This is a genomic window from Stenotrophomonas sp. 115C5 (genome assembly GCF_056861055.1).
Genome location: NZ_JBSPUQ010000006.1, coordinates 231,203 through 248,757, shown reverse-complemented (window position 1 = coordinate 248,757; position 17,555 = coordinate 231,203). Strand labels below are relative to the sequence as shown.

Sequence of the window (17,555 nt, the reverse complement as noted above, 5' to 3'; positions counted from 1 at the left end):
GTCGAGCATGGCTTGTATGTTCCTCCCGGCTCCTACGCTGTATGTAGGAGCCAGGGTGGAGGGACCGTCAAGCATGCATCTGCGGATACCAGCCGACAGACGAGTCGAGCGATCCCCATCCCGCACACGAACGTCGATAAAGGATCGTACGGCCCCCAAAGGGGATCGTCGATGTAGGCAAGCTAACGTCGGTGCGGTACCACCCCAGCCCTTTAAAGATAGCTGGGAGCCGTACAAATGTCTGATTCTCTCGATATTGGCGTGGACGTGGACTCCAAGGAGTTCGTGCCGGCGGTGGCCGACCGCAAGGCCGGTGACAGGGTCGCCAACACCCGGGCCGGGATAGCCAAGTGGCTCAAAACCTTGCCCCAGCGATGCCGGATTGGCATGGAAGCGACGGGACGGTACTACGAGTTGTTGGCTCGGATGGCTGGCCAGGCGGGCCACGTTGTCTATGTAATCGATCCACGGCTGATCAAGAACTACGCTCGGGCGACGGGCTCGCGCGGCAAGACAGATGCCATGGATGCCCAAGCGATCGCCCGCTATGTGAAGAAGGAGAGCGACCGCCTGCGTGAATACGTACCGCGTACTGACGAGCAGCAGCAGATGCACGATTTGCTGCGCAAGCGGCGAGCGCTGGTGGAGACGCGCGCGCGCTTGGAGCAATCCTTCGGGGTAAGCAAAAGTGACCCTGGGGAGCTGTCTGATCTGTTCTGCGCTCTGGCTGGGACGCTGTCCGAGCTGGAAAGCGAACTGCAGCGCTTGGGCCGCGATGGAGAGCATGGCGCGCTCTACAAGCGCCTGCTGACCATCCCGGGTATCGGCCCTGCCGTCGCGTCCCACCTGATTTACTACATGACGCGCTGGCCGTTGGCCAACGCCAACGCATGGATTGCCTGCACCGGCCTGGATCCCCGGCCCAACGAGTCTGGCGGCAGAACTGGACGACGTCGGCTGTCCAAACAGGGCGCACCGATGCTGCGCCAGATGCTCTACATGGCTGCAATGGGGCTCAAGCGGTGTCGCCGGGGGCAACCGCTCTACGACGAGCTGTCAAAACGCGGTCACCCCAGCACCGCCGTCTTCAACATTCTGGCAAGGAAGCTGGCCAGGATCGCCTGGGGCGTGTTCAAAAGCGGCCGAGACTTCGATCCGGCCATGCTGAAGGTCGGTCAAGCCTGCTTCCAGCAGGCTTGACCACGAACATAGGATCTCGACTCTACAAAGTCAATGTCGAGCAGGCTCGCCGCCGCCCGGGCAACGGTTACCATCGGAAGCCCAGCCGCAGGAGCCTTCCATGCCCACCGCTACCGCCCTTGCCACCCTGTTCGCTGCATTGCTGGCTACCCCGGTGCTGGTGCTGGCCCAGGACTCGATCCTACCGCAGCAGCGCGATGCCGCCGGTAATGTGATGGAGCCATTGGGGCAGGTGCTGATCGCGAGTGAGACTGGACCGTCGGGGCTTTATGACTGCACGCGGGACGGCAACTGGTGCGTGCGCGTGCAGCCGGTCGCCGAGGAGGGTGACCGGCCGACCGTGCTGGAAGTGCTTGAGAAGGGGCCGGGCCAGGGCAAGCCTCACACCTACCACGTCAGCATCGACGTGTCGCAGGAAAGCGAGCTGTCGCTGTGGCCGTGGATCGTGCGCCTGGCCCCGGGCGTGGGCAGCGATGAAACAGTGACCGACCCGCAGCAGCGCACCCGCCAGAATGTGCTGGTGGGCGGCATCGTCACGTTCAGCACCATGTACTCCGGTGGAGGTGCCGACGCGTCCTCGCTGCAGTTGGCACGCGTGCGCCACCTGCAGGACGACATCCAGGTGGACGATGATGTGCTGACCCTGCCATGGCGGGGTAACGCGATGATCCGCGCCTGTTTCAGCGAACAGGACAGCAAGCAGCGCGCAGGCGCCTGTCACGACGAGTACGGCTTCTCGGCGAAGCTGGTGCTGGATACGGCTGCCGAGGGCATGCCGGTGCTGCGCTACCAGACGGTGGCGACCCGGTTCCCGGCTGGTGTTTCGCGCTTCGAGGATTCGCTGGCCAAGGGGCCGCTGAAGAAGAAGGACCTGCGCACCGAGCAGGATCCGGCGTGCACCTATACGCGGTTGTTCCACTTCCGCGGGGGCATGTTCCACCCGGACCAGGCGCTGCCGGACTGCGCCCGCTATACCGAACCCTGAAGTGTAGAGTCGAGCCACGCTCGACTCGGGTTCTCGCGTGGCCCGACCGCAGAGCAGCCGAGCGTGGGCTCGGCTCTACAAAAACTGAGGCGGCGCTTACTCGCAGCGGGTGGCGGTGATGATGTTGTCCTTGTCCACGAACACGCGCAGGCGGTCCTGGCGGATGTCCTTGGTGGTGATGGTGCTGGGGCCGATCGGGTTGACCAGGCCGGCACCGCTCTCGCGGGATAGGCGGCGGATGTTGGGCTCATTGGCCGGCTGGCCGATCGCCCAGCCCAGCTGGCTGGCGTCACAACGGCCGCTGCCTTTGACTTCCGGGCCAGGGGTGCTGACGCAGGCCGACAGCAGCAGGGCAGAGGCCGGCAGCAACAGGGACAGACGGAATGCGGACATGCGAGCGCTCCTGCGCAGGGGAAGATGGCGGGAACGATAGCACCGAGCGTGCGAACGGCGTCAGCGCCCCGGTCATTGCCGGCACAGCGTGGTCATTGCATAGTGGGAGGAATGGCTGGCAGTACGCCAGCGGGCAGGCCGGGCCTTTCCGGCGCAGATGTTGGATACGGTATGACGGCAGGCAGTTTCCGCGGCAAGGACAAGACGATGACGGCGCTGGCGTTGTCGTTGCTGGGCGTGGCGTTTGCCGCCTCCGCTGCCGATCCGGAAGCCGCGCCGGTCGAATCCCCGGTATTCGGCGCCTGGCGCAACCTGCAGACTGAAGCGGGCTACGCGCCTGCGCAGCGCAATCTGGCGTTTGCCATGCTGCCGCAGGCGGCCACCCGCGGTGACCGTTTCGCCATCCTCGACCGTGAGGGCAAGCGCGCGGTGTGCTGCCTGCAGGTGGCCAGCCCCTCGCTGGGCGTGGCCGCGCTGCGCGAGCAGTACCACCTGCCGCAGGCCTGGGTGACCGACCTGAGCAATGGCCGCAGCCCCGCACGTCCCTATGTGCCGCACGTCTATGCGATGCAGCGGGTGGACGAGCTGGCCGACTACAGCTTCGCCGATGTACCTGGCGCCTACAGCGACCTGGGTGGGCTGCTGATTCCGGAAGGTGCCGCGCTGGATGCGGACAGCAGCGCCGTGCGCCTGGGGGACACCCGCTACCGGCTGCATTTCCAGCGCCAGCCGCACGCCGATGACGACGGCGCGCTGGATCGCTACAGCCTGCAGGCGGGTGAGGGCGAGGCGCCGATCGTGGTTGAAGTGCCGTTCGGCACCTACTGATTGCAGCTTCGCACTGGCTAGAATGCAGCGCGGCGCTGTCTGCCGTGCCTGCTCCGTGAGTGGTTTCCGTGTCCTTTCGCCCCTTCCTGCTGCCGTCCCTGCTGTTGTTGTCCGCCTGTGCCAGCGCGCCGCCGCCGGCCCATTCCGACGCGTTATGGCGATTGATCGAACGTGACTGCCGGGGCGCCGAAGGTCCACGCGGCGACTGCCTGCGCGTGGAGACGGCCGCGGATCGCCGCGATGTGCTGGTCAAGGACGCGCACGGCGACTACCAGTTCCTGCTGATGCCGCTGGACAAGGTCAGCGGTATCGAGAACCGCCGCCTGTACCAGCGTGGTGCACCGAACTACTTCGCTGCAGCCTGGCAGGCGCGCAGCCACACCGAACAGGCCTTGCGGCAACCGCTGCCGCGCAACGTCGCCAGCCTGGCGTTGAACTCGCCGCACGGCCGGTCACAGCACCAGTTGCATATCCATGTGGATTGCCTGCGTGCCGACGTGCTGCAGGCGCTGGACACGCATGCTGCCGCCCTGGGCAGCCGCTGGGCACCGTTGCCGGTGCTGCTGCGCGGCCATCAGTACCAGGCCCGCCTGCTGCCGGGCGCGGAACTGACCGCCAATCCGCTCAATCTTCTGGCCTATGACCTCGCAGGCGTGGATGATGTGGGCCAGTGGAGCCTGGTCGTGGCCGGCCGGGACGCAGTGCAGGGCGGCCCGGGCTTCATTCTGCTGGCGACCCGTGTGGACGCCGGCACCGGCAACGAGGCCAGCGCTGAAGAGCTGCAGGACCACGCCTGCTCGGTGTTGACCGGCGCAGGCGACTCGCTGGAGCGGGTCCGCTAACCCTGGGGCTGCTGGCGGCTTCGCCAGACCGGTGCGGTCAGCGCCAGCAGCTGGCGATCCTGCCAGCCCTCCAGGTCCAGATGATGGTCGCGCAGCAGGCCTTCCTGCTCGAAGCCGAAGGCGTGCAGCGCAGTGGCGAACGGGTCATTGCAGTCCGGTGGCAGCATCACGAACAGGCGATGCAGGCCGACATCCTCGAACAGGAACGGGCACAGCGCCCGTAGCGCCGCGTCGGTATGCGGGTGCCAGTGCTGCAGCGACAGCAACTCGGCACTGCGCGCGTGCAGCGACTGCAGGCGGATATGCAGCTGATCCAGCACCGTGCCGTGTTCGTCGTCGAACACTCCCAGCAGCAGCTGATCGTTGTCCTGCTCCAGGCGCGAGCGATGCATGTGGGCGAGAAAGCGTGCTTCCTCGTCGATGTCGCCGGGGTGACGGCGGCCGCGCCGACGGCGGTCATCGAACAGGCGCCAGCGCGGCAGGTCGGTACGCTGGAAGGGGCGCAGGGTGACCGGTGCGGACTGCAGCTGCAGCAGGTGACGGCGCAGCACCGGGCGCAACGGGGGAAGGGGGGAGGTGGGATACGGGGTCATCATCCCCGGGACGATGGCCGTGCCCGCGGCGCCACACCATTCAAAACGTTGCAAAAGTGTGGCGGATGGCACTGCGGGTCTGATTCGGTTCAGGCATAAGGCCATCAGGCCTGGTCATTTCCGTTGAAACCCCCCATTCAGGACACTTTCGTTACGGGATCGTTATGTGCCGCACAGGCCGCTGTCCCGTACCACCACCCGCCAAACTCCCCAGGAAGCCCATGTCCGCCTCCCACAAGGCGCCGCGCCCGCGTCCGCTGGTGCTCGCACTGTCGTCCCTGATGCTGGTCTCACTGCCGGCCTTCGCGCAGGAAAGCGCACCCACCACATTGCAGGAAGTGAAGGTCACCGGCTCGCGTATTCCGCGCGCCAGTGTCGAGGGGCCCTCGCCGGTGACGGTGATCAGCCGGGAGCAGATCGATGCACAGGGCTACCGCAATGCCTTCGATGCGCTGAGCGCGCTGACCGAGAACACCGGCAACGTGCAGGGCGAGGACTTCGGCAATACCTTCACCCCGGCCGCCAACACCATCAACCTGCGCGGGCTGGGCCCGAACCGCACGCTGGTGCTGGTCAACGGCCGCCGCCAGGCCGACTACCCGCTGGCCTACGAGGGCTCGGTGAACGTGGTCAACCTGGCCAACATTCCCAGTGCGCTGATCGAGCGCATCGAGGTCCTGGCGGCCGGTGCGTCGGCGGTGTATGGCTCCGATGCCATCGCCGGTGTGGTCAACATCATTCTCAAGGACCGCTTTGAGGGTGTGGACGTGAACGTGCGCGCCGGTGGCACCCAGCAGGGCGGTGGTGACAACCAGCGCGCGCAGGTGGTCGGGGGTAGTTCCGGCGAGCGTTGGGATGCGCTGTTCGGCTTCGAGTTCGATGTGCGCAAGGCGATCCATGCGCGCCAGCGCGACTTCATGGATTCGCTGGATGATGACCCGGCCGGCAAGGCGCCGCAGGCGACCGCGATCGCCTATCGCCGCAATGCTGCCACCGGCCGCAACATCGATCCGGGCGTTAACGGCTGCGACGCAGCGTCGGACATCTATGGCGGGAGCGTGTTCCGCGCCAACAACCCGCGCCAGGGCTGGTACTGCGGCAGCAATGAGGCAGCGGCCAGCTATTGGACGGTGCAGACCGAGAAGCGCAACCTCAACGGCTACGGCCTGTTGACCTTCCACGTCAACGAGACCACCGACCTGTTCGCCGATCTGGCCGTGGGCAGCGCGCGGATCTACAACAATACGCGTGCACCGACCTGGACCTCGGCCCGCAACTACTTCTACAACCAGACCACCGGCAACCTGGAAAGCTGGTACCGCCGCTTCGCGCCGGAGGAAATCGGCGGCCTGCCGCGCAATGCCAACCGCTTCCTGGAAAACTCGTGGTCGTTCAATGTCGGCGCACGTGGCCAGATCGGCGACAGCGGCTGGGAATACGAGGCGGTCTACAGCCGCTCGCGTTACGAGAACCGCACCCGCCGCCCGGTGCTGCTGGCCGGCATCAACGAATACCTGCTCGGCCCGAAGCTGGGCGTACGCAATGGCGTTGAGGTCTATGCGCCCGACCCGGCACGCCTGTTCAAACCGTTGACCCCGAACGAATACGAGGGGCTGTCCGACTACCAGGAAAGCCGCAATGCGGCATGGCTGCAGACCTTCAGCGCCAGCGTCAACGGCCGCCTGTTCGCGCTGCCCGGTGGCGACGCTGCATTGGCAGCGGTGGTCGAAGCCGGCAGCCAGGGCTACCGCAACCGCCCGGACCCGCGCCTGGGCAGCGGCGAGTTCTGGAACACCAGCGCCGGTATCGGTGCCGGCGGCGAGCGTGACCGCTATGCCGCAGGTGTGGAACTTCAGCTGCCGCTGCTGCAGTCGCTGACCACCACGCTGGCCGGTCGCTATGACCAGTACCGTGCCGGTGGCGAGCACATAGGCAAGGCGACCTGGAGCTTCGGCGTCGAGTTCCGTCCGGTCGAGAGCCTGCTGATCCGTGGTACGGCGGCGACCAGCTTCCGGGCGCCGGACATGAACTATGTGTTCGCGACGGAGACGCGCGGTTACAACCCGGGCATGACCGACTACTGGCGCTGCCGCACCGCAGGCCAGTCGTACGACAACTGTGACTACAACGGCCTGTCGATCGACTACAGCAACCGCGCCAATGCGCAGCTGCAGCCGGAATCGGCCAAGTCGTATGGCTTCGGCGTGGTCTGGTCGCCGCTGTCTGGCCTGGATTTCAGTGCCGACTACTACGACATCCGCATCGACAACGAGGTGACCAGCCTCGATACCAGCCGCATCCTGCGTGACGAGGCCGATTGCCGCCTGGGCCGCACGCTGGGCGGCGAAGCGCGCGATATCGGTTCACCGCTGTGCCAGGACGCGCTGTCGCGGGTGATCCGCAACCCGTCCAACGCAATCGTGCAGCCGGACCAGGTGACCCGTGTGCTGATCAATCCGATCAACGCCGCCTCCGAATCGGTTCGTGGCCTGGACCTGAAGGGCAACTGGCGTTTCGATGCCGGCCGTTATGGCCGCTTCACCACGCGCCTGGCCTACACGGTGGTGCTGGAGCACAAATACCGGCAGTTCTCCGATGATCCGGAGCGTGACATCCGCAATTCGCTGGATGACTACCAGTGGCGCAGCAAGGCCAACGGCAGTATCACCTGGAACCAGGGTGACTGGACCACCACGCTGTACGGCAACCGCTTCGGCTCGCTGCCGAAGACCGATGGCAGTGGCCGCATCGCGCCGTACATGACGTACAACGCCAGCGTGTTCCGCCAGTTCGGCGAGAACCTGTCGGTGGGCGTGATCGTCAACAACCTGCGCGACAGCCGCCCGCCGGCGGACAAGAACGGAGGCGGCTGGCCGTTCTACCCGGTCGGCAATTACGACCCGTACGGCCGCCAGTACTGGGTGCAGCTGGATTACCGGTTCCGCTGATCCGGCAGGCGAACGAAAGGCCCGGCATTGCCGGGCTTTTCTTTGTGCAGTGCACCGGTGCTGCCGCTGCGCGCGTGGCATGCTGTGGCGATACCCGGAGGATGATGCGCATGGATGCCAGAGTGTGGAGTGTGATTGCCGTGCTGGCCATTGCCGGTTGCAGCAGCAAGCAGGCGGCCAGTGTGGACGATGCTGCGGAGGCGGCCAGTGCCGCGCCCGTGCCGTCTCTTTCCAACGCAGTGACCGATGCTGGATCAGCGCGCGTGCCAACGGCATCGACGCGTGCGACGGCCGGGCAAGGGCCTGCGGATCCGGAGGGACACTTCCTCGAGGGCGAGCGCTCGCTGTTGACTGAAGGAGCACTGTCGGCGGAAAAGAGCGACGTGATCCTGGGCTCGGACAACGCCTTTGCGCAGGCGATCAGCCAGTTCGAGCAGGATGCGGCGGGCCACCCGGAAGTGCAGGACCTGACCCGGCTCTACAGGACGGCCGCGACCCGGCTCATCGGCAGCGACGGCACGCTGGTGTCTTTTGCGTGTGGCTACAGCCTGTGTGTCGGCGAGATCCGCAGCCGCACCGATGAGGATTTCAGCGCCTGGTCCGAGGCGATCGGCATGGACAAGGCAAGGCCGGTCTACAGCCTGACCACGGCACCGATGACGTGGGGCAGGGACCAGCACGGTGGGCGTTTCGTGTTCTCGGTGGACCCGGCCGCCAACGCCATCACGGGTCAGTAGCGTCGCGCTACGGCAGCGCCTGTACCAGGTACGACTCGATGACGTAGCTGAAAGGCTGCTGCTGGCGGTCGCGCAACAAGGCACGCACCTCCAGGATCACGCCGTGATCGCCTTCACCCCGCGGCGGCCAGAACGTCTGGTCAGTCAGGGTCTGGCGCTGGAAACCGAGCGGGCCGACCACGCGGCCGAACGGTTCGTCGGTGCTGTCCAGCACCTGGTTCATGGCCGGGCTGAGGTGGCCGGGCAGGTACCAGTTGTCGGCCTCGGACAGTACGCGGCTGCCGCAGACCAGCTGCACGCGGCGATAGCGCAGTTCGGTACCCGGCGTCGCGCCCAGCGCCTGCAGCACGTCGGCGGGGGCAGGCTTGTCCTGGCCGTGTATGCGCACCGCGCGCACCCGCGCCTGTTCGGCCAGGCCATGCTCGGCGCACCAGTGTTCCAGCGTGGCGGTGGCGCTCTGCCCGGACAGCACGCGCTGGTGCAGTCGCTCGACCAGTGCCGCCGGGGCGATGCGCTGCTGGCCCGGCGGCGACTGCAGCGGCGCAGCGGCCGCTGCATCAGTGGCGGACAGGCTGGCGATCGGGGCGGCGGCAAGCAGGGACGCGGCCTGCCAGCGGCGGAGACGATCGTGGCGGTCGGACGGGCCCATGCGGCATCACAACGGAAACAGGCGCCCATGTTACCCGTTCAGGGGTGTGCACGGCGTGGCTGCGACCGGTTGTCGCAGGGGGAGTCATCGTTCTGGTGAATGTGTGCCATCCAGATATTTCGTTGGCCGATGGTGGCGGCGGGGCGCACGATGGCGGCAGTCTTGGCATTCCGGGAGTTCCCGATGACCCTCCAGTTCGTCCATGGCGGTGTCGACCGCCACGGTGCGCCGCTGCATTTTCATATCCGTGATGGCCGCATCAGCGGCCTCAATGGCGAGGCCGCGCCGGATGACGGGGCGGAATGCGTCGACCTGCGGGGCTTCGCGGTGTTGCCCGGGCTGGTCGACGGCCACATCCACCTCGACAAGAGCTTTGTCGGCGACCGTTGGCACCCGCACCAGCCGGTGAACAGCCTGCGTGAGCGGCTGGCGGTGGAGAAGGCGGCGGTGGCGGGTGCGGCACCGATGGTGGACCGTGCCGAGGCGCTGATCCGCCAGTGCAGTGCTTTCGGTACCGTGGCGATGCGCTGCCATGTCGATATCGACGCCAGCACCGGGCTTGGCCATCTCGAAGCCGTACGCGAGGCGGCGTTGCGCTGTGCGGACATCATGCGCTTCCAGCTGGTGGCGTTCCCGCAGGCCGGGGTGATGTCCTGCCCGGGTACCGCCGCGTTACTGGAGCAGGCGCTTGCCGCAGGCGTGGAGGTGCTCGGTGGCATCGACCCGACCACGCTCGATGGTGACGCCGAAGGCCAGCTGGCGCTGCTGTTCGGCCTGGCCGAGCACTACGGCGTGCAGCTGGACATCCATCTGCACGAGCCGGGCGAAACCGGCCTGGCGCAGCTGCTGCGCATCGCCGCGCGGACACGCGCCGTCGGCCTGCAGGGGCGTGTTGCGGTCAGCCATGCCTATGCGCTGGGCGACGTGCCGCTGGCGCGCGCGCTGCAGGTGGGCGAAGCATTGGCCACGGCGGGTGTGGCGATCATGAGCAACGCGCCGGGCGATCATCCGTTCCCGCCGCTGCGCGCGCTGCATGATGCCGGTGTGCGCGTGTTCGCAGGCAACGACAACATCCGTGACTGCTGGTGGCCGTATGGCAATGGCGACCTGCTGCAGCGGGCGATGTTGCTGGGCTACCGGTCCGGCTTCTACACCGATGCCGACTTGATGCTGGCGCTGGACATGGTCACCACCCATGCCGCGCAGGCGATCGGCCTGCCGCAGCATGGTATTGCCGAAGGCCGGCCGGCCACGTTCCTGGCCGTGCGTGCCGACCACGGCCCGGCCGCCGTGGCCGGGGTGCCGGTGGAGCGCAGGGTGGTGGTCGACGGCCGCTGGCTGTAGATCCACGCCGCGCAACCGCCTGTAGGGCCGAGCCATGCTCGGCGACCTTTCAGGCGTAATCGTCGGCGCGGGTGGCGATGAATTCCTCAAGCCACGCCAGCAGATGGGCGATGTCGATGATCTCGCCCTGCTCGACGCGCTTGAGCAGCAGCGTGCTGGCGCCGATCTGCAGGCTGCTGTCGGCATAGCGCAGCACCGCGTCGATGCCCCAGGCATCGGTCACCTGCATCCAGGCCAGGCCCGGCACGCGCTGGGCCAGGGTGTCACCGAAGGCCACGCCCAGTGCTTCCCAGCCGTCGCAGTCGTCACGATCGATCAGCTCGGCATCGACCACGCGCTGCAGGGTGGTGGCCGCCAGCGGCCACTGTACCGGCAACGTCGGAAAGCCGGCGGCCACGCGCGCGGCGATCAGCGAACGCTGGTGCTGCAGATGCGTCTGCAGGGCAGCGGGCAGGGGATCGAAATGGGTGGGAATTTCGTCGGACATGGCAAGGCGCCGTGGACCACGGAAACAAGAGTCACTGTAGCCGGCGATGTAGTGCCTTGGCGCGGCAGGTCTGATCAGATATCGATGATCAATGCGCGAACTCTGATTGCTCCCGCAGCTGCAACATCAAGGTCCGTATACGTCATTCTGCGCGGCTCAATCGTCCTCTCATGGGCTCAGCTGGACTTGCGCGCTTGCTGGATGACGAACTCCTCGAGGGCTTCAAGCAGATGATTGATCTCGATGGCCTCGCCTTCTTCGACGCGCTTGATCAACAGGGTGACGACGCTGACAATGCTATTGGCCTCTCCATAGCGGAGAACCGCATCGACGCCCCAGGCATCGGTTACCTGGGTCCAGGCAAGTTCCGGTACACGCTGTGCCAGACAGTCACCGAATGCGACCCCTAGTGCTTCCCAACCGTCACAATCATCGTGATCGATCAGTTCTGCATCGACTACGCGTTGTAGCGTGCTCGGCAGCAGCGGCCATTGAACAGGCACGGTGGGGAACGAAGATGCGACATGGGCAGCAACCTGTGCACGCTGCTGCTGCATATGCGCGATAAGTGCAGGTGGCAGCGGATCGAACCGGATATCGGCTTCGTCCTTCGGAGCAGGGGTCAAAGTAACCTGGTACGTGCTGGTCATAGGCGGGGTAATCCGGAGAAGGGCGTTCGCCACCCTATCGCCCAGGCCCTGGGTACGCCATCAGCGGGCCTTTTACGACAAGCGTGTATTTGCTGGCACACCAGTGCCCCTTTTCGATGCCGGAGCGTCGTTTCTATCCGCGCATGACGTGGATCTACCGCGGTCAGTCCGGTTCGCGCTGCACCTGGCGCCACAGCTCGCTGGCCAGCGCACGCACGGCATCGTCGGCGTCGGCACGGTGCAGCAGGCCGATCTCGTAGTTGTCGATCACCGGCAGCTCACGCTCGCCATCGATGATGTGGTGTTCGCGGGTGACCGCGCGGCGGGGCAGCAGGCTGATGCCGATGCCGTCGGCCACCGCGCCCTGGATACCGCTCAGCGACGAGCTGGTGAAGGCGATGCGCCAGCGCAGGCCCAGCGCTTCCACGGCGTGGATCATCTCGTCGCGGTACAGCCCGCGTGGTGGGAAGGTGACCAGTGGCAACGGGTCCTGCAGCAGGCAGCTGCTGCGCAGGCTGTCGATCCAGTGCATCGGCTCGCGGCGGCAGTGCACGGCCTGGCGGCTGTTGCGGCGCTGCTTGACCAGCACCAGGTCCAACTCGCCGTGGTCGAAGCCCTGCGCCAGGTCGCGGCTGAGGCCGCTGCTGATCTCCAGCTTCACCTGCGGGTGGCGACGGCTGAAGGCAGCCAGCATGCGCGTGGTCTGCGCGTTGACGAAATCCTCGGGCACGCCGATGCGGACGGCGGTCTCCACCGTCGCGCCGGCCAGCGCCTGTGCCATTTCCTCGTTCAGGTCGAGCATGCGCCGCGCGTAGCCGAGCAGGGTGTGGCCGGCGTCGGTGGGGTGCACGTCGCGGTGGCCGCGTTCGAGCAGGCGATGCCCGGCCAGTTCCTCCAGCCGGCGTACCTTCTGGCTGACCGTGGACTGGGTCGAATGCAGGCGCGTGGCCGCCGTGGTGAAGCTGCCGCAGTCGGCCACCATCACCAGCGCCCGCAGCAGGTCCAGTTCGAACAGGGTTCTATTCGATTTGGCACTGTCTTGCATTTGAACATTTCACTTCTGGATACCCGAGCCGACTTCTACCATGCAGGGCAGGGGCCGGCAATGCCCGGCTGTTGCTACCGTCGCCCGGCGCTCCGTGGCGACGGACATGAGGAGACACTGCCATGCGCGTCCATCGTTCCCCTGGCTGGCCTGCGCCGTTGGCGCGCGTGCTGCTGTTGTGCCTGCTGGCCATGGTCACCCCGGCCTGCACCGCAACGTCCAAGGCCGACGTCGATGGCCGCCTGCGTGATGCCGCCAGCCGCGGCGACGCCGACGCGGTGCGGCAGGCGATCGAGGATGGCGCCACGCTGGAGGCGCGCGATGGCCAGGGCCGCACCGCGCTGCTGCTGGCCACACACGGCGACAACGTGGATGCCGCGCGTGAGCTGATCGAAGCCGGCGCCGACGTCAACGCAAAGGATGCGTTGCAGGACAGCGCCTACCTGTATGCCGGTGCGCGTGGCCTGGACGAGATCCTGGCGATGACGCTGGCGCATGGCGCCGATCTGCGCAGCACCAACCGCTATGGTGGCACCGCGCTGATTCCGGCCGCCGAGCGCGGCCACGTCGCCACCGTGCGTACGCTGCTACGCGCGGGCGTGGCGGTCGATCATGTCAACCGCCTGCACTGGACCGCGCTGCTGGAAGCGATCCTGCTCGGCGACGGTGGTGCGCGCCACGTGCAGATCGTGCAGCTGCTGCTGGAGGCCGGTGCCGACCCAGAGCTGGCCGACGGCGATGGCGTAACGCCGCTGGCACACGCGCGCCAGCGCGGCTATACCGGAATTGAGACCCTGCTGCGCCAGCACGGCGCGGTGCGCTGAATGCAAACCCCTTCCACCCGCACGCTGGGCGTGCCCACCAGGATGCTGTCCATGTCCCGTTCCCGTCCGTTGTCCCTTGCCATCCTCCTTGCAGTAGCGCCGCTGTCGGCGTCTGCTGCCGAGCGCGCCGACCTGCTGATCCGCAATGCCACCGTGGTCGATGTCGAGCACGCCAGCACCCTGGCCGGGCAGAGCGTGGTGATCCGTGGCGAGGACATCGTCGCTGTCGGCCCGGACGCGCAGCTGCGCAGCCAGTGGAGCGCGGCCCGCCAGATTGACGCCAAGGGCAAGTACCTGATTCCGGGGCTGTGGGACATGCACGTGCACTTCGGCGGTGGCCCGGCGCTGATCGAAGAGAACAAGGCGCTGCTGCCGCTGTACATCGCGCACGGCATCACCACCGTGCGTGACTGTTCCGGCGATCTGCCCGAGCAGGTGCTGCAGTGGCGCGGCGAGATCGCCAAGGGCACGCTGTTCGGCCCGCGCCTGCTCAGTTCCGGCGCGAAGATCGAAGGCATCAAGCCGGTCTGGAAGGGCACGATCGAAGTGGGCAGCGAGGCCGACGCCGACAAGGCGATCGCCCGCCTGCAGCACGACAAGGTCGATTTCGTGAAGATCACCGACAGCACGCTGAAGCCGGAACTGTTCCTGTACTCGGCCAGTGCTGCGCGCAAGGCCGGGTTCAAGGCGTCGGGCCACATCCCGATGGCGCTGACCGTGGAGCAGGCGGTCGATGCCGGTCTGGCTTCGATCGAGCACCTGGACTACGCATTCAAGGCCGGCAGCAAAGACGAAGCGAAGATCGCCGCCGACTTCGGTGCCGGCCGCATCGACCGTGCCGAAGCCAACCGCCGCCTCGACGCCAGCTTCGACCGTGACACTGCGATGCACGCCTACCGTGATTTCGCCAAGCGTGGCGTATTCGTGACCCCGACCCTCAACGGTGGCCGCATCCTCGACTTCCTTGACCAGGATGACCACGCCAACGATCCGTACCTGGCCTACATCGGCCCGGGCCTGCGTGCGACCTACCAGTGGCGCGTGGACCGCGCGGCGAAAGCCACGCCGGCGCAGATCGAAGCGCGCCACGCGCAGTACCACCAGGTGGCCGCAGTGCTGCCGATGCTGCAGGAGGCGGGCGTAACGATCATCGCCGGCACCGATGCAGGCTTCCTCAATTCGTTCAACTTCCCGGGCATCGCCCTGCACCAGGAACTGCAGCTGTTCGTGAAGGAAGGCCTGAGCGCGCCGCAGGCGCTGTCGGCCGCAACCCGTTCCGGTCCGGCCTGGTTCGGCCAGATGGACCGTTACGGTAGCGTTGCGCAGGGCAAGGCTGCCGATCTGGTGCTGCTGACCGCCAATCCTCTGCAGGACATTGCCGCCACCGAGAAGATCGACAGCGTGATCCTGCGCGGGAACGTGTATGACCGCGCCGCGCTGGACAAGATGCTGGCCGAGACCAAGGCCAAGGTTGCGGCGTGGAATGCCGAGGAGGCGAAGGCGCAATGATCGACAGGGTCGCATCCCTTTCCAACGGGAAGGGCTCTGACCCTGTGGTCTTGAACGAAATCCACGCTATGCGTGGATGAGGCGGCCGGTGACCTGGCGCGGCGCCGGCCGCATGCCGTGCAGCTGCGGTAGTGCGGCCTTCATCGCATCGATGAAGGCGCGCAGCCGCGGCGGCTGCTGGCGCGCTGCGGGAAATACCACGTGTACCGGCAGTGGCGGTGCCTGCCAGTCCGGCAGCAGCTGCACCAGCCGCCCTTGTGCGAGATCGTCGGCCACCAGCCAGGCCGAGACCACCGCTGCGCCCAGCCCGGCACATGCGGCCTGCTGCACCACGAACAGGTTGTCGCTGAGCAGTCGCGGGCTGATCGAAAGAGTATGCGCGCGCCCCTGCGCGTCATGCAGCAGCAGGCGTTCGCGGTAGTAGGTGACCAGCGAGATCCACGGCAGTGACTGCGCCTGTTCCGGCGTACTGACTGCCGTGGCGTCCACCAGCGAGGGCGCCGCCACGACGATGCGCGGTACTTCGGCCAGCGGCAGCGCGACCATGCGCGGTTCGTCAACCGGGCCCACCCGGACCGCGCAGTCGATGCCTTCCGCGATGAAATCCGGACGCCGATCTTCAAGGATCCACTCCAGGCTCAGCTGCGGATGCCGGGCGAGGAACGCGAGCATGGTCGGCAACAGCTGCGCCTGGCCGAAGGCGTGCGGCACCATCACCCGCAGGCGGCCGCGCAGTGTTTCTGGCTCTCCGTGCAGTTCGGCCTGCAGCGACTCCCATTCGTCGACCACGCGTTGCGCATGGCGCTGGCAGCGCAGGCCATCCTCGGTCAGTTGCAGGCCATGGGTGGAGCGCAGCAGCAGGCGCAGGCCGAGCTGCCGCTCCAGGGCCTGCAGGCGTCGGCTGACCGTTGGCTGGGTGGTGCCCAGCTGCGCGGCTGCGGCAGACAGGCTGCCGGCATCGACGATGCGCAGGAAGGTGCGCAGCAGATCCAGGCGATCGGCGCCAGCGGTGAGCTCGGTCATGCGTATGGCGTATGAATGATATGTATTTCAGCCTACTACAGACGTTGGGCGAATGCGGGCAGGATACGCCCACTTCTTCCACCGGACTCCCCCATGTCTACCCCTTCGCTGTCCGTTGCCGCCGCACCCGCGACTGCACCCTCCACCCCGCTGGTGCTGGCAATGGCGGCCGGCGCCGGCTTCTCGGTCGCCTCGCTCTATTACAGCCAGCCGATGCTGGGCCTGATCGCCCAGGACCTCGGCGCGGGTGAGCGCGCCGCTGGCCTGGTACCGACCCTGACCCAGCTCGGCTATGCACTGGGCATCCTGTTGCTGGCGCCGCTGGGCGACCGCTTCGACCGTCGCAACCTGATCCTGTTGAAATCTGCATTGCTGGCACTGGCATTGGGCGCTGCAGCGATGGCCGGGCACCTGCCGGGCCTGCTGATGGCCAGCCTGCTGGTCGGGCTGATGGCCACGCTGGCGCAGGACATCGTGCCCGCCGCTGCGGTGCTGGCACCGGATGCGCAGCGCGGGCAGATCGTCGGCCGGGTGATGACCGGCTTGTTGCTGGGCATCCTGTTGTCGCGGGTGGTCAGCGGTGTGGTGGCTGAAGCGTGGGGCTGGCGCACGCAGTTTGTGCTGGCTGCAGTATCGGTGGCGGCGATGGGTGTGGTGATGGCGCGTGCGCTGCCGCGTTTCGCACCGACCAGCACGCTGCGCTATCCGGCGTTGTTGGGATCGTTGTTGGCGTTGTGGCGCGAGCAGCCGCAGCTGCGCCGTGCGGTGGCCAGCCAGTCGCTGCTGGCGGTGGGTTTCAGTGCGTTCTGGTCGACGCTGGCGCTGATGCTGCATGCTCGTCTGGGCCTGGGCAGTGCGGCGGCGGGTGCGTTCGGTATTGCGGGTGCGGCCGGTGCACTGGCCGCACCATTTGCGGGTCGATTCGCCGATCGCTTGGGTTGCCATGCAGTGGCGCGGCTGGCGATCGCGGTGGCGTTGCTGGGCTTCGGCCTGCTGCTGGCCGAGTCCTGGCTGCCGGCCGTCGCGCTGCTGCCGCTGCTGGTGGTGAGTGCGCTGCTGTTCGACTTCGGCTTCCAGTCGGCGCTGGTGGCGCACCAGACGCTGGTCTATGGCCTGGTGCCGCCGGCACGTAGCCGGCTCAATGCGTTGCTGTTCACCGGCATGTTCATCGGCATGGCTGCCGGTGGTGCGCTGGGTAGCCTGGCGCTGGCGCAGTGGGGGTGGCACGGCGTGGCCTGGTTGGCGGTGGTATGTGCGGGCGGCAGCCTGCTGCTGCGTTTGAAGTAGGGGTGGTGTTCGGCAGGGCTTGCAGCCCTGCACCTGCTGGAGGCAACAGCAACAGCAACGGCAACGGCGGGGTTCCTGTAGGTAGGCGGGGTGGGTCCGGTTGCGGGAGACGCCGTGAATCCGTCCATGGAGGCTCGGTCGCGCCATCCATGGCGCTCACGCCCCCGCACTCCGACACCGCCCCGCCATCCCACGGACTCCACGCTTTTGC

The 17,555-nt window shown here is 66.9% G+C and carries 17 protein-coding genes; 10 read left to right on the top strand and 7 right to left on the bottom strand.

Annotated elements, in window-relative coordinates; genetic code table 11:
- The first annotated feature begins 261 nt into the window (after positions 1-261).
- Positions 262-1,200, top strand: a complete 939-nt coding sequence (locus tag AC13FN_RS10395; protein ID WP_482995098.1) for an IS110 family transposase — start codon at positions 262-264, stop codon at positions 1,198-1,200.
- 100 nt (positions 1,201-1,300) lie between these two features.
- The gene (locus tag AC13FN_RS10390) at positions 1,301-2,185 is read left to right on the top strand and encodes a hypothetical protein (protein ID WP_482984661.1); all 885 of its coding nucleotides are present in this window, start codon (positions 1,301-1,303) and stop codon (positions 2,183-2,185) included.
- A 96-nt stretch (positions 2,186-2,281) separates the two neighbouring features.
- Here the strand turns inward: AC13FN_RS10390 and AC13FN_RS10385 are convergent, their stop codons facing one another.
- A complete protein-coding gene (locus tag AC13FN_RS10385; protein ID WP_049437761.1) occupies positions 2,282-2,578 on the bottom strand; it encodes an I78 family peptidase inhibitor in 297 nt (98 codons plus the stop codon).
- Between the two features lie 171 nt (positions 2,579-2,749).
- On the opposite strand from AC13FN_RS10385, the gene AC13FN_RS10380 reads away from it, so the two are divergent.
- Together AC13FN_RS10380 and AC13FN_RS10375 are read left to right on the top strand one after the other, a co-directional pair.
- The gene (locus AC13FN_RS10380; protein ID WP_478412664.1) at positions 2,750-3,406 is read left to right on the top strand and encodes a decarboxylase; all 657 of its coding nucleotides are present in this window, start codon (positions 2,750-2,752) and stop codon (positions 3,404-3,406) included.
- Positions 3,407-3,474: 68 nt separating this feature from the next.
- Positions 3,475-4,248 carry a CDP-diacylglycerol diphosphatase gene (locus tag AC13FN_RS10375; RefSeq protein ID WP_217013565.1) on the top strand — a complete coding sequence of 258 codons (774 nt, stop codon included), beginning with the start codon at positions 3,475-3,477 and terminating at the stop codon, positions 4,246-4,248.
- On the opposite strand, the gene AC13FN_RS10370 is transcribed toward AC13FN_RS10375, so the two are convergent.
- Positions 4,245-4,844: a GNAT family N-acetyltransferase gene (locus AC13FN_RS10370; protein ID WP_049437756.1), complete on the bottom strand. Its 600-nt coding sequence runs from the start codon at positions 4,842-4,844 to the stop codon at positions 4,245-4,247. The two genes, AC13FN_RS10375 and AC13FN_RS10370, sit on opposite strands and share 4 nt — an antisense overlap.
- A 218-nt stretch (positions 4,845-5,062) precedes the next feature.
- Between AC13FN_RS10370 and AC13FN_RS10365 the strand changes: the two genes are divergently transcribed.
- Both AC13FN_RS10365 and AC13FN_RS10360 read left to right on the top strand, forming a co-directional pair.
- Positions 5,063-7,789 (top strand): TonB-dependent receptor plug domain-containing protein, encoded by a 2,727-nt coding sequence (locus AC13FN_RS10365; RefSeq protein ID WP_482984662.1) that lies wholly within the window; start codon positions 5,063-5,065, stop codon positions 7,787-7,789.
- 110 nt (positions 7,790-7,899) lie between these two features.
- Positions 7,900-8,526 (top strand): hypothetical protein, encoded by a 627-nt coding sequence (locus tag AC13FN_RS10360; protein ID WP_054171962.1) that lies wholly within the window; start codon positions 7,900-7,902, stop codon positions 8,524-8,526.
- A gap of 7 nt (positions 8,527-8,533) precedes the next feature.
- Here the strand turns inward: AC13FN_RS10360 and AC13FN_RS10355 are convergent, their stop codons facing one another.
- Entirely contained in the window at positions 8,534-9,175 is a 642-nt protein-coding gene (locus tag AC13FN_RS10355) for a hypothetical protein (protein ID WP_049437752.1), read from the bottom strand.
- Positions 9,176-9,358: 183 nt separating this feature from the next.
- Between AC13FN_RS10355 and AC13FN_RS10350 the strand changes: the two genes are divergently transcribed.
- Positions 9,359-10,519 (top strand): amidohydrolase family protein, encoded by a 1,161-nt coding sequence (locus AC13FN_RS10350; RefSeq protein WP_312392604.1) that lies wholly within the window; start codon positions 9,359-9,361, stop codon positions 10,517-10,519.
- Between the two features lie 49 nt (positions 10,520-10,568).
- Here AC13FN_RS10350 and AC13FN_RS10345 read toward each other — a convergent pair whose 3' ends face one another.
- From AC13FN_RS10345 to AC13FN_RS10335, 3 genes are all read right to left on the bottom strand, one after another.
- Positions 10,569-11,006, bottom strand: coding sequence for a DUF3806 domain-containing protein (locus AC13FN_RS10345; RefSeq protein WP_053443209.1), 438 nt, complete (start codon positions 11,004-11,006; stop codon positions 10,569-10,571).
- Between the two features lie 176 nt (positions 11,007-11,182).
- Positions 11,183-11,656, bottom strand: a complete 474-nt coding sequence (locus tag AC13FN_RS10340) for a DUF3806 domain-containing protein (RefSeq protein WP_054171958.1) — start codon at positions 11,654-11,656, stop codon at positions 11,183-11,185.
- 163 nt (positions 11,657-11,819) lie between these two features.
- Entirely contained in the window at positions 11,820-12,701 is an 882-nt protein-coding gene (locus AC13FN_RS10335; protein ID WP_315387118.1) for a LysR substrate-binding domain-containing protein, read from the bottom strand.
- A 122-nt stretch (positions 12,702-12,823) separates the two neighbouring features.
- Here AC13FN_RS10335 and AC13FN_RS10330 point away from each other — a divergent pair, with 122 nt between their 5' ends.
- Both AC13FN_RS10330 and AC13FN_RS10325 read left to right on the top strand, forming a co-directional pair.
- Positions 12,824-13,525 (top strand): ankyrin repeat domain-containing protein, encoded by a 702-nt coding sequence (locus AC13FN_RS10330; RefSeq protein WP_217013558.1) that lies wholly within the window; start codon positions 12,824-12,826, stop codon positions 13,523-13,525.
- Positions 13,526-13,576: 51 nt separating this feature from the next.
- Positions 13,577-15,034 carry an amidohydrolase family protein gene (locus tag AC13FN_RS10325; RefSeq protein ID WP_478412661.1) on the top strand — a complete coding sequence of 486 codons (1,458 nt, stop codon included), beginning with the start codon at positions 13,577-13,579 and terminating at the stop codon, positions 15,032-15,034.
- Between the two features lie 66 nt (positions 15,035-15,100).
- Here AC13FN_RS10325 and AC13FN_RS10320 read toward each other — a convergent pair whose 3' ends face one another.
- Complete coding sequence (locus AC13FN_RS10320; RefSeq protein WP_049437742.1) at positions 15,101-16,057, bottom strand: LysR family transcriptional regulator; 957 nt, start codon at positions 16,055-16,057, stop codon at positions 15,101-15,103.
- Positions 16,058-16,150: 93 nt separating this feature from the next.
- Here AC13FN_RS10320 and AC13FN_RS10315 point away from each other — a divergent pair, with 93 nt between their 5' ends.
- Entirely contained in the window at positions 16,151-17,344 is a 1,194-nt protein-coding gene (locus AC13FN_RS10315) for an MFS transporter (protein WP_049437741.1), read from the top strand.
- The last annotated feature ends 211 nt before the right edge of the window (positions 17,345-17,555 follow it).

What these genes read in the sequence shown, in the direction of transcription:
- AC13FN_RS10390 (WP_482984661.1), top strand. Translation starts at nt 1,301, where the DNA reads ATGCCCACCGCTACCGCCCTTGCCACCCTGTTCGCTGCATTGCTGGCT.
- AC13FN_RS10385 (WP_049437761.1), bottom strand. Translation starts at nt 2,578, where the DNA reads ATGTCCGCATTCCGTCTGTCCCTGTTGCTGCCGGCCTCTGCCCTGCTG.
- AC13FN_RS10380 (WP_478412664.1), top strand. Translation starts at nt 2,750, where the DNA reads ATGACGGCAGGCAGTTTCCGCGGCAAGGACAAGACGATGACGGCGCTG.
- AC13FN_RS10370 (WP_049437756.1), bottom strand. Translation starts at nt 4,844, where the DNA reads ATGATGACCCCGTATCCCACCTCCCCCCTTCCCCCGTTGCGCCCGGTG.
- AC13FN_RS10365 (WP_482984662.1), top strand. Translation starts at nt 5,063, where the DNA reads ATGTCCGCCTCCCACAAGGCGCCGCGCCCGCGTCCGCTGGTGCTCGCA.
- AC13FN_RS10360 (WP_054171962.1), top strand. Translation starts at nt 7,900, where the DNA reads ATGGATGCCAGAGTGTGGAGTGTGATTGCCGTGCTGGCCATTGCCGGT.
- AC13FN_RS10355 (WP_049437752.1), bottom strand. Translation starts at nt 9,175, where the DNA reads ATGGGCCCGTCCGACCGCCACGATCGTCTCCGCCGCTGGCAGGCCGCG.
- AC13FN_RS10350 (WP_312392604.1), top strand. Translation starts at nt 9,359, where the DNA reads ATGACCCTCCAGTTCGTCCATGGCGGTGTCGACCGCCACGGTGCGCCG.
- AC13FN_RS10345 (WP_053443209.1), bottom strand. Translation starts at nt 11,006, where the DNA reads ATGTCCGACGAAATTCCCACCCATTTCGATCCCCTGCCCGCTGCCCTG.
- AC13FN_RS10340 (WP_054171958.1), bottom strand. Translation starts at nt 11,656, where the DNA reads ATGACCAGCACGTACCAGGTTACTTTGACCCCTGCTCCGAAGGACGAA.
- AC13FN_RS10335 (WP_315387118.1), bottom strand. Translation starts at nt 12,701, where the DNA reads ATGCAAGACAGTGCCAAATCGAATAGAACCCTGTTCGAACTGGACCTG.
- AC13FN_RS10330 (WP_217013558.1), top strand. Translation starts at nt 12,824, where the DNA reads ATGCGCGTCCATCGTTCCCCTGGCTGGCCTGCGCCGTTGGCGCGCGTG.
- AC13FN_RS10325 (WP_478412661.1), top strand. Translation starts at nt 13,577, where the DNA reads ATGTCCCGTTCCCGTCCGTTGTCCCTTGCCATCCTCCTTGCAGTAGCG.
- AC13FN_RS10320 (WP_049437742.1), bottom strand. Translation starts at nt 16,057, where the DNA reads ATGACCGAGCTCACCGCTGGCGCCGATCGCCTGGATCTGCTGCGCACC.
- AC13FN_RS10315 (WP_049437741.1), top strand. Translation starts at nt 16,151, where the DNA reads ATGTCTACCCCTTCGCTGTCCGTTGCCGCCGCACCCGCGACTGCACCC.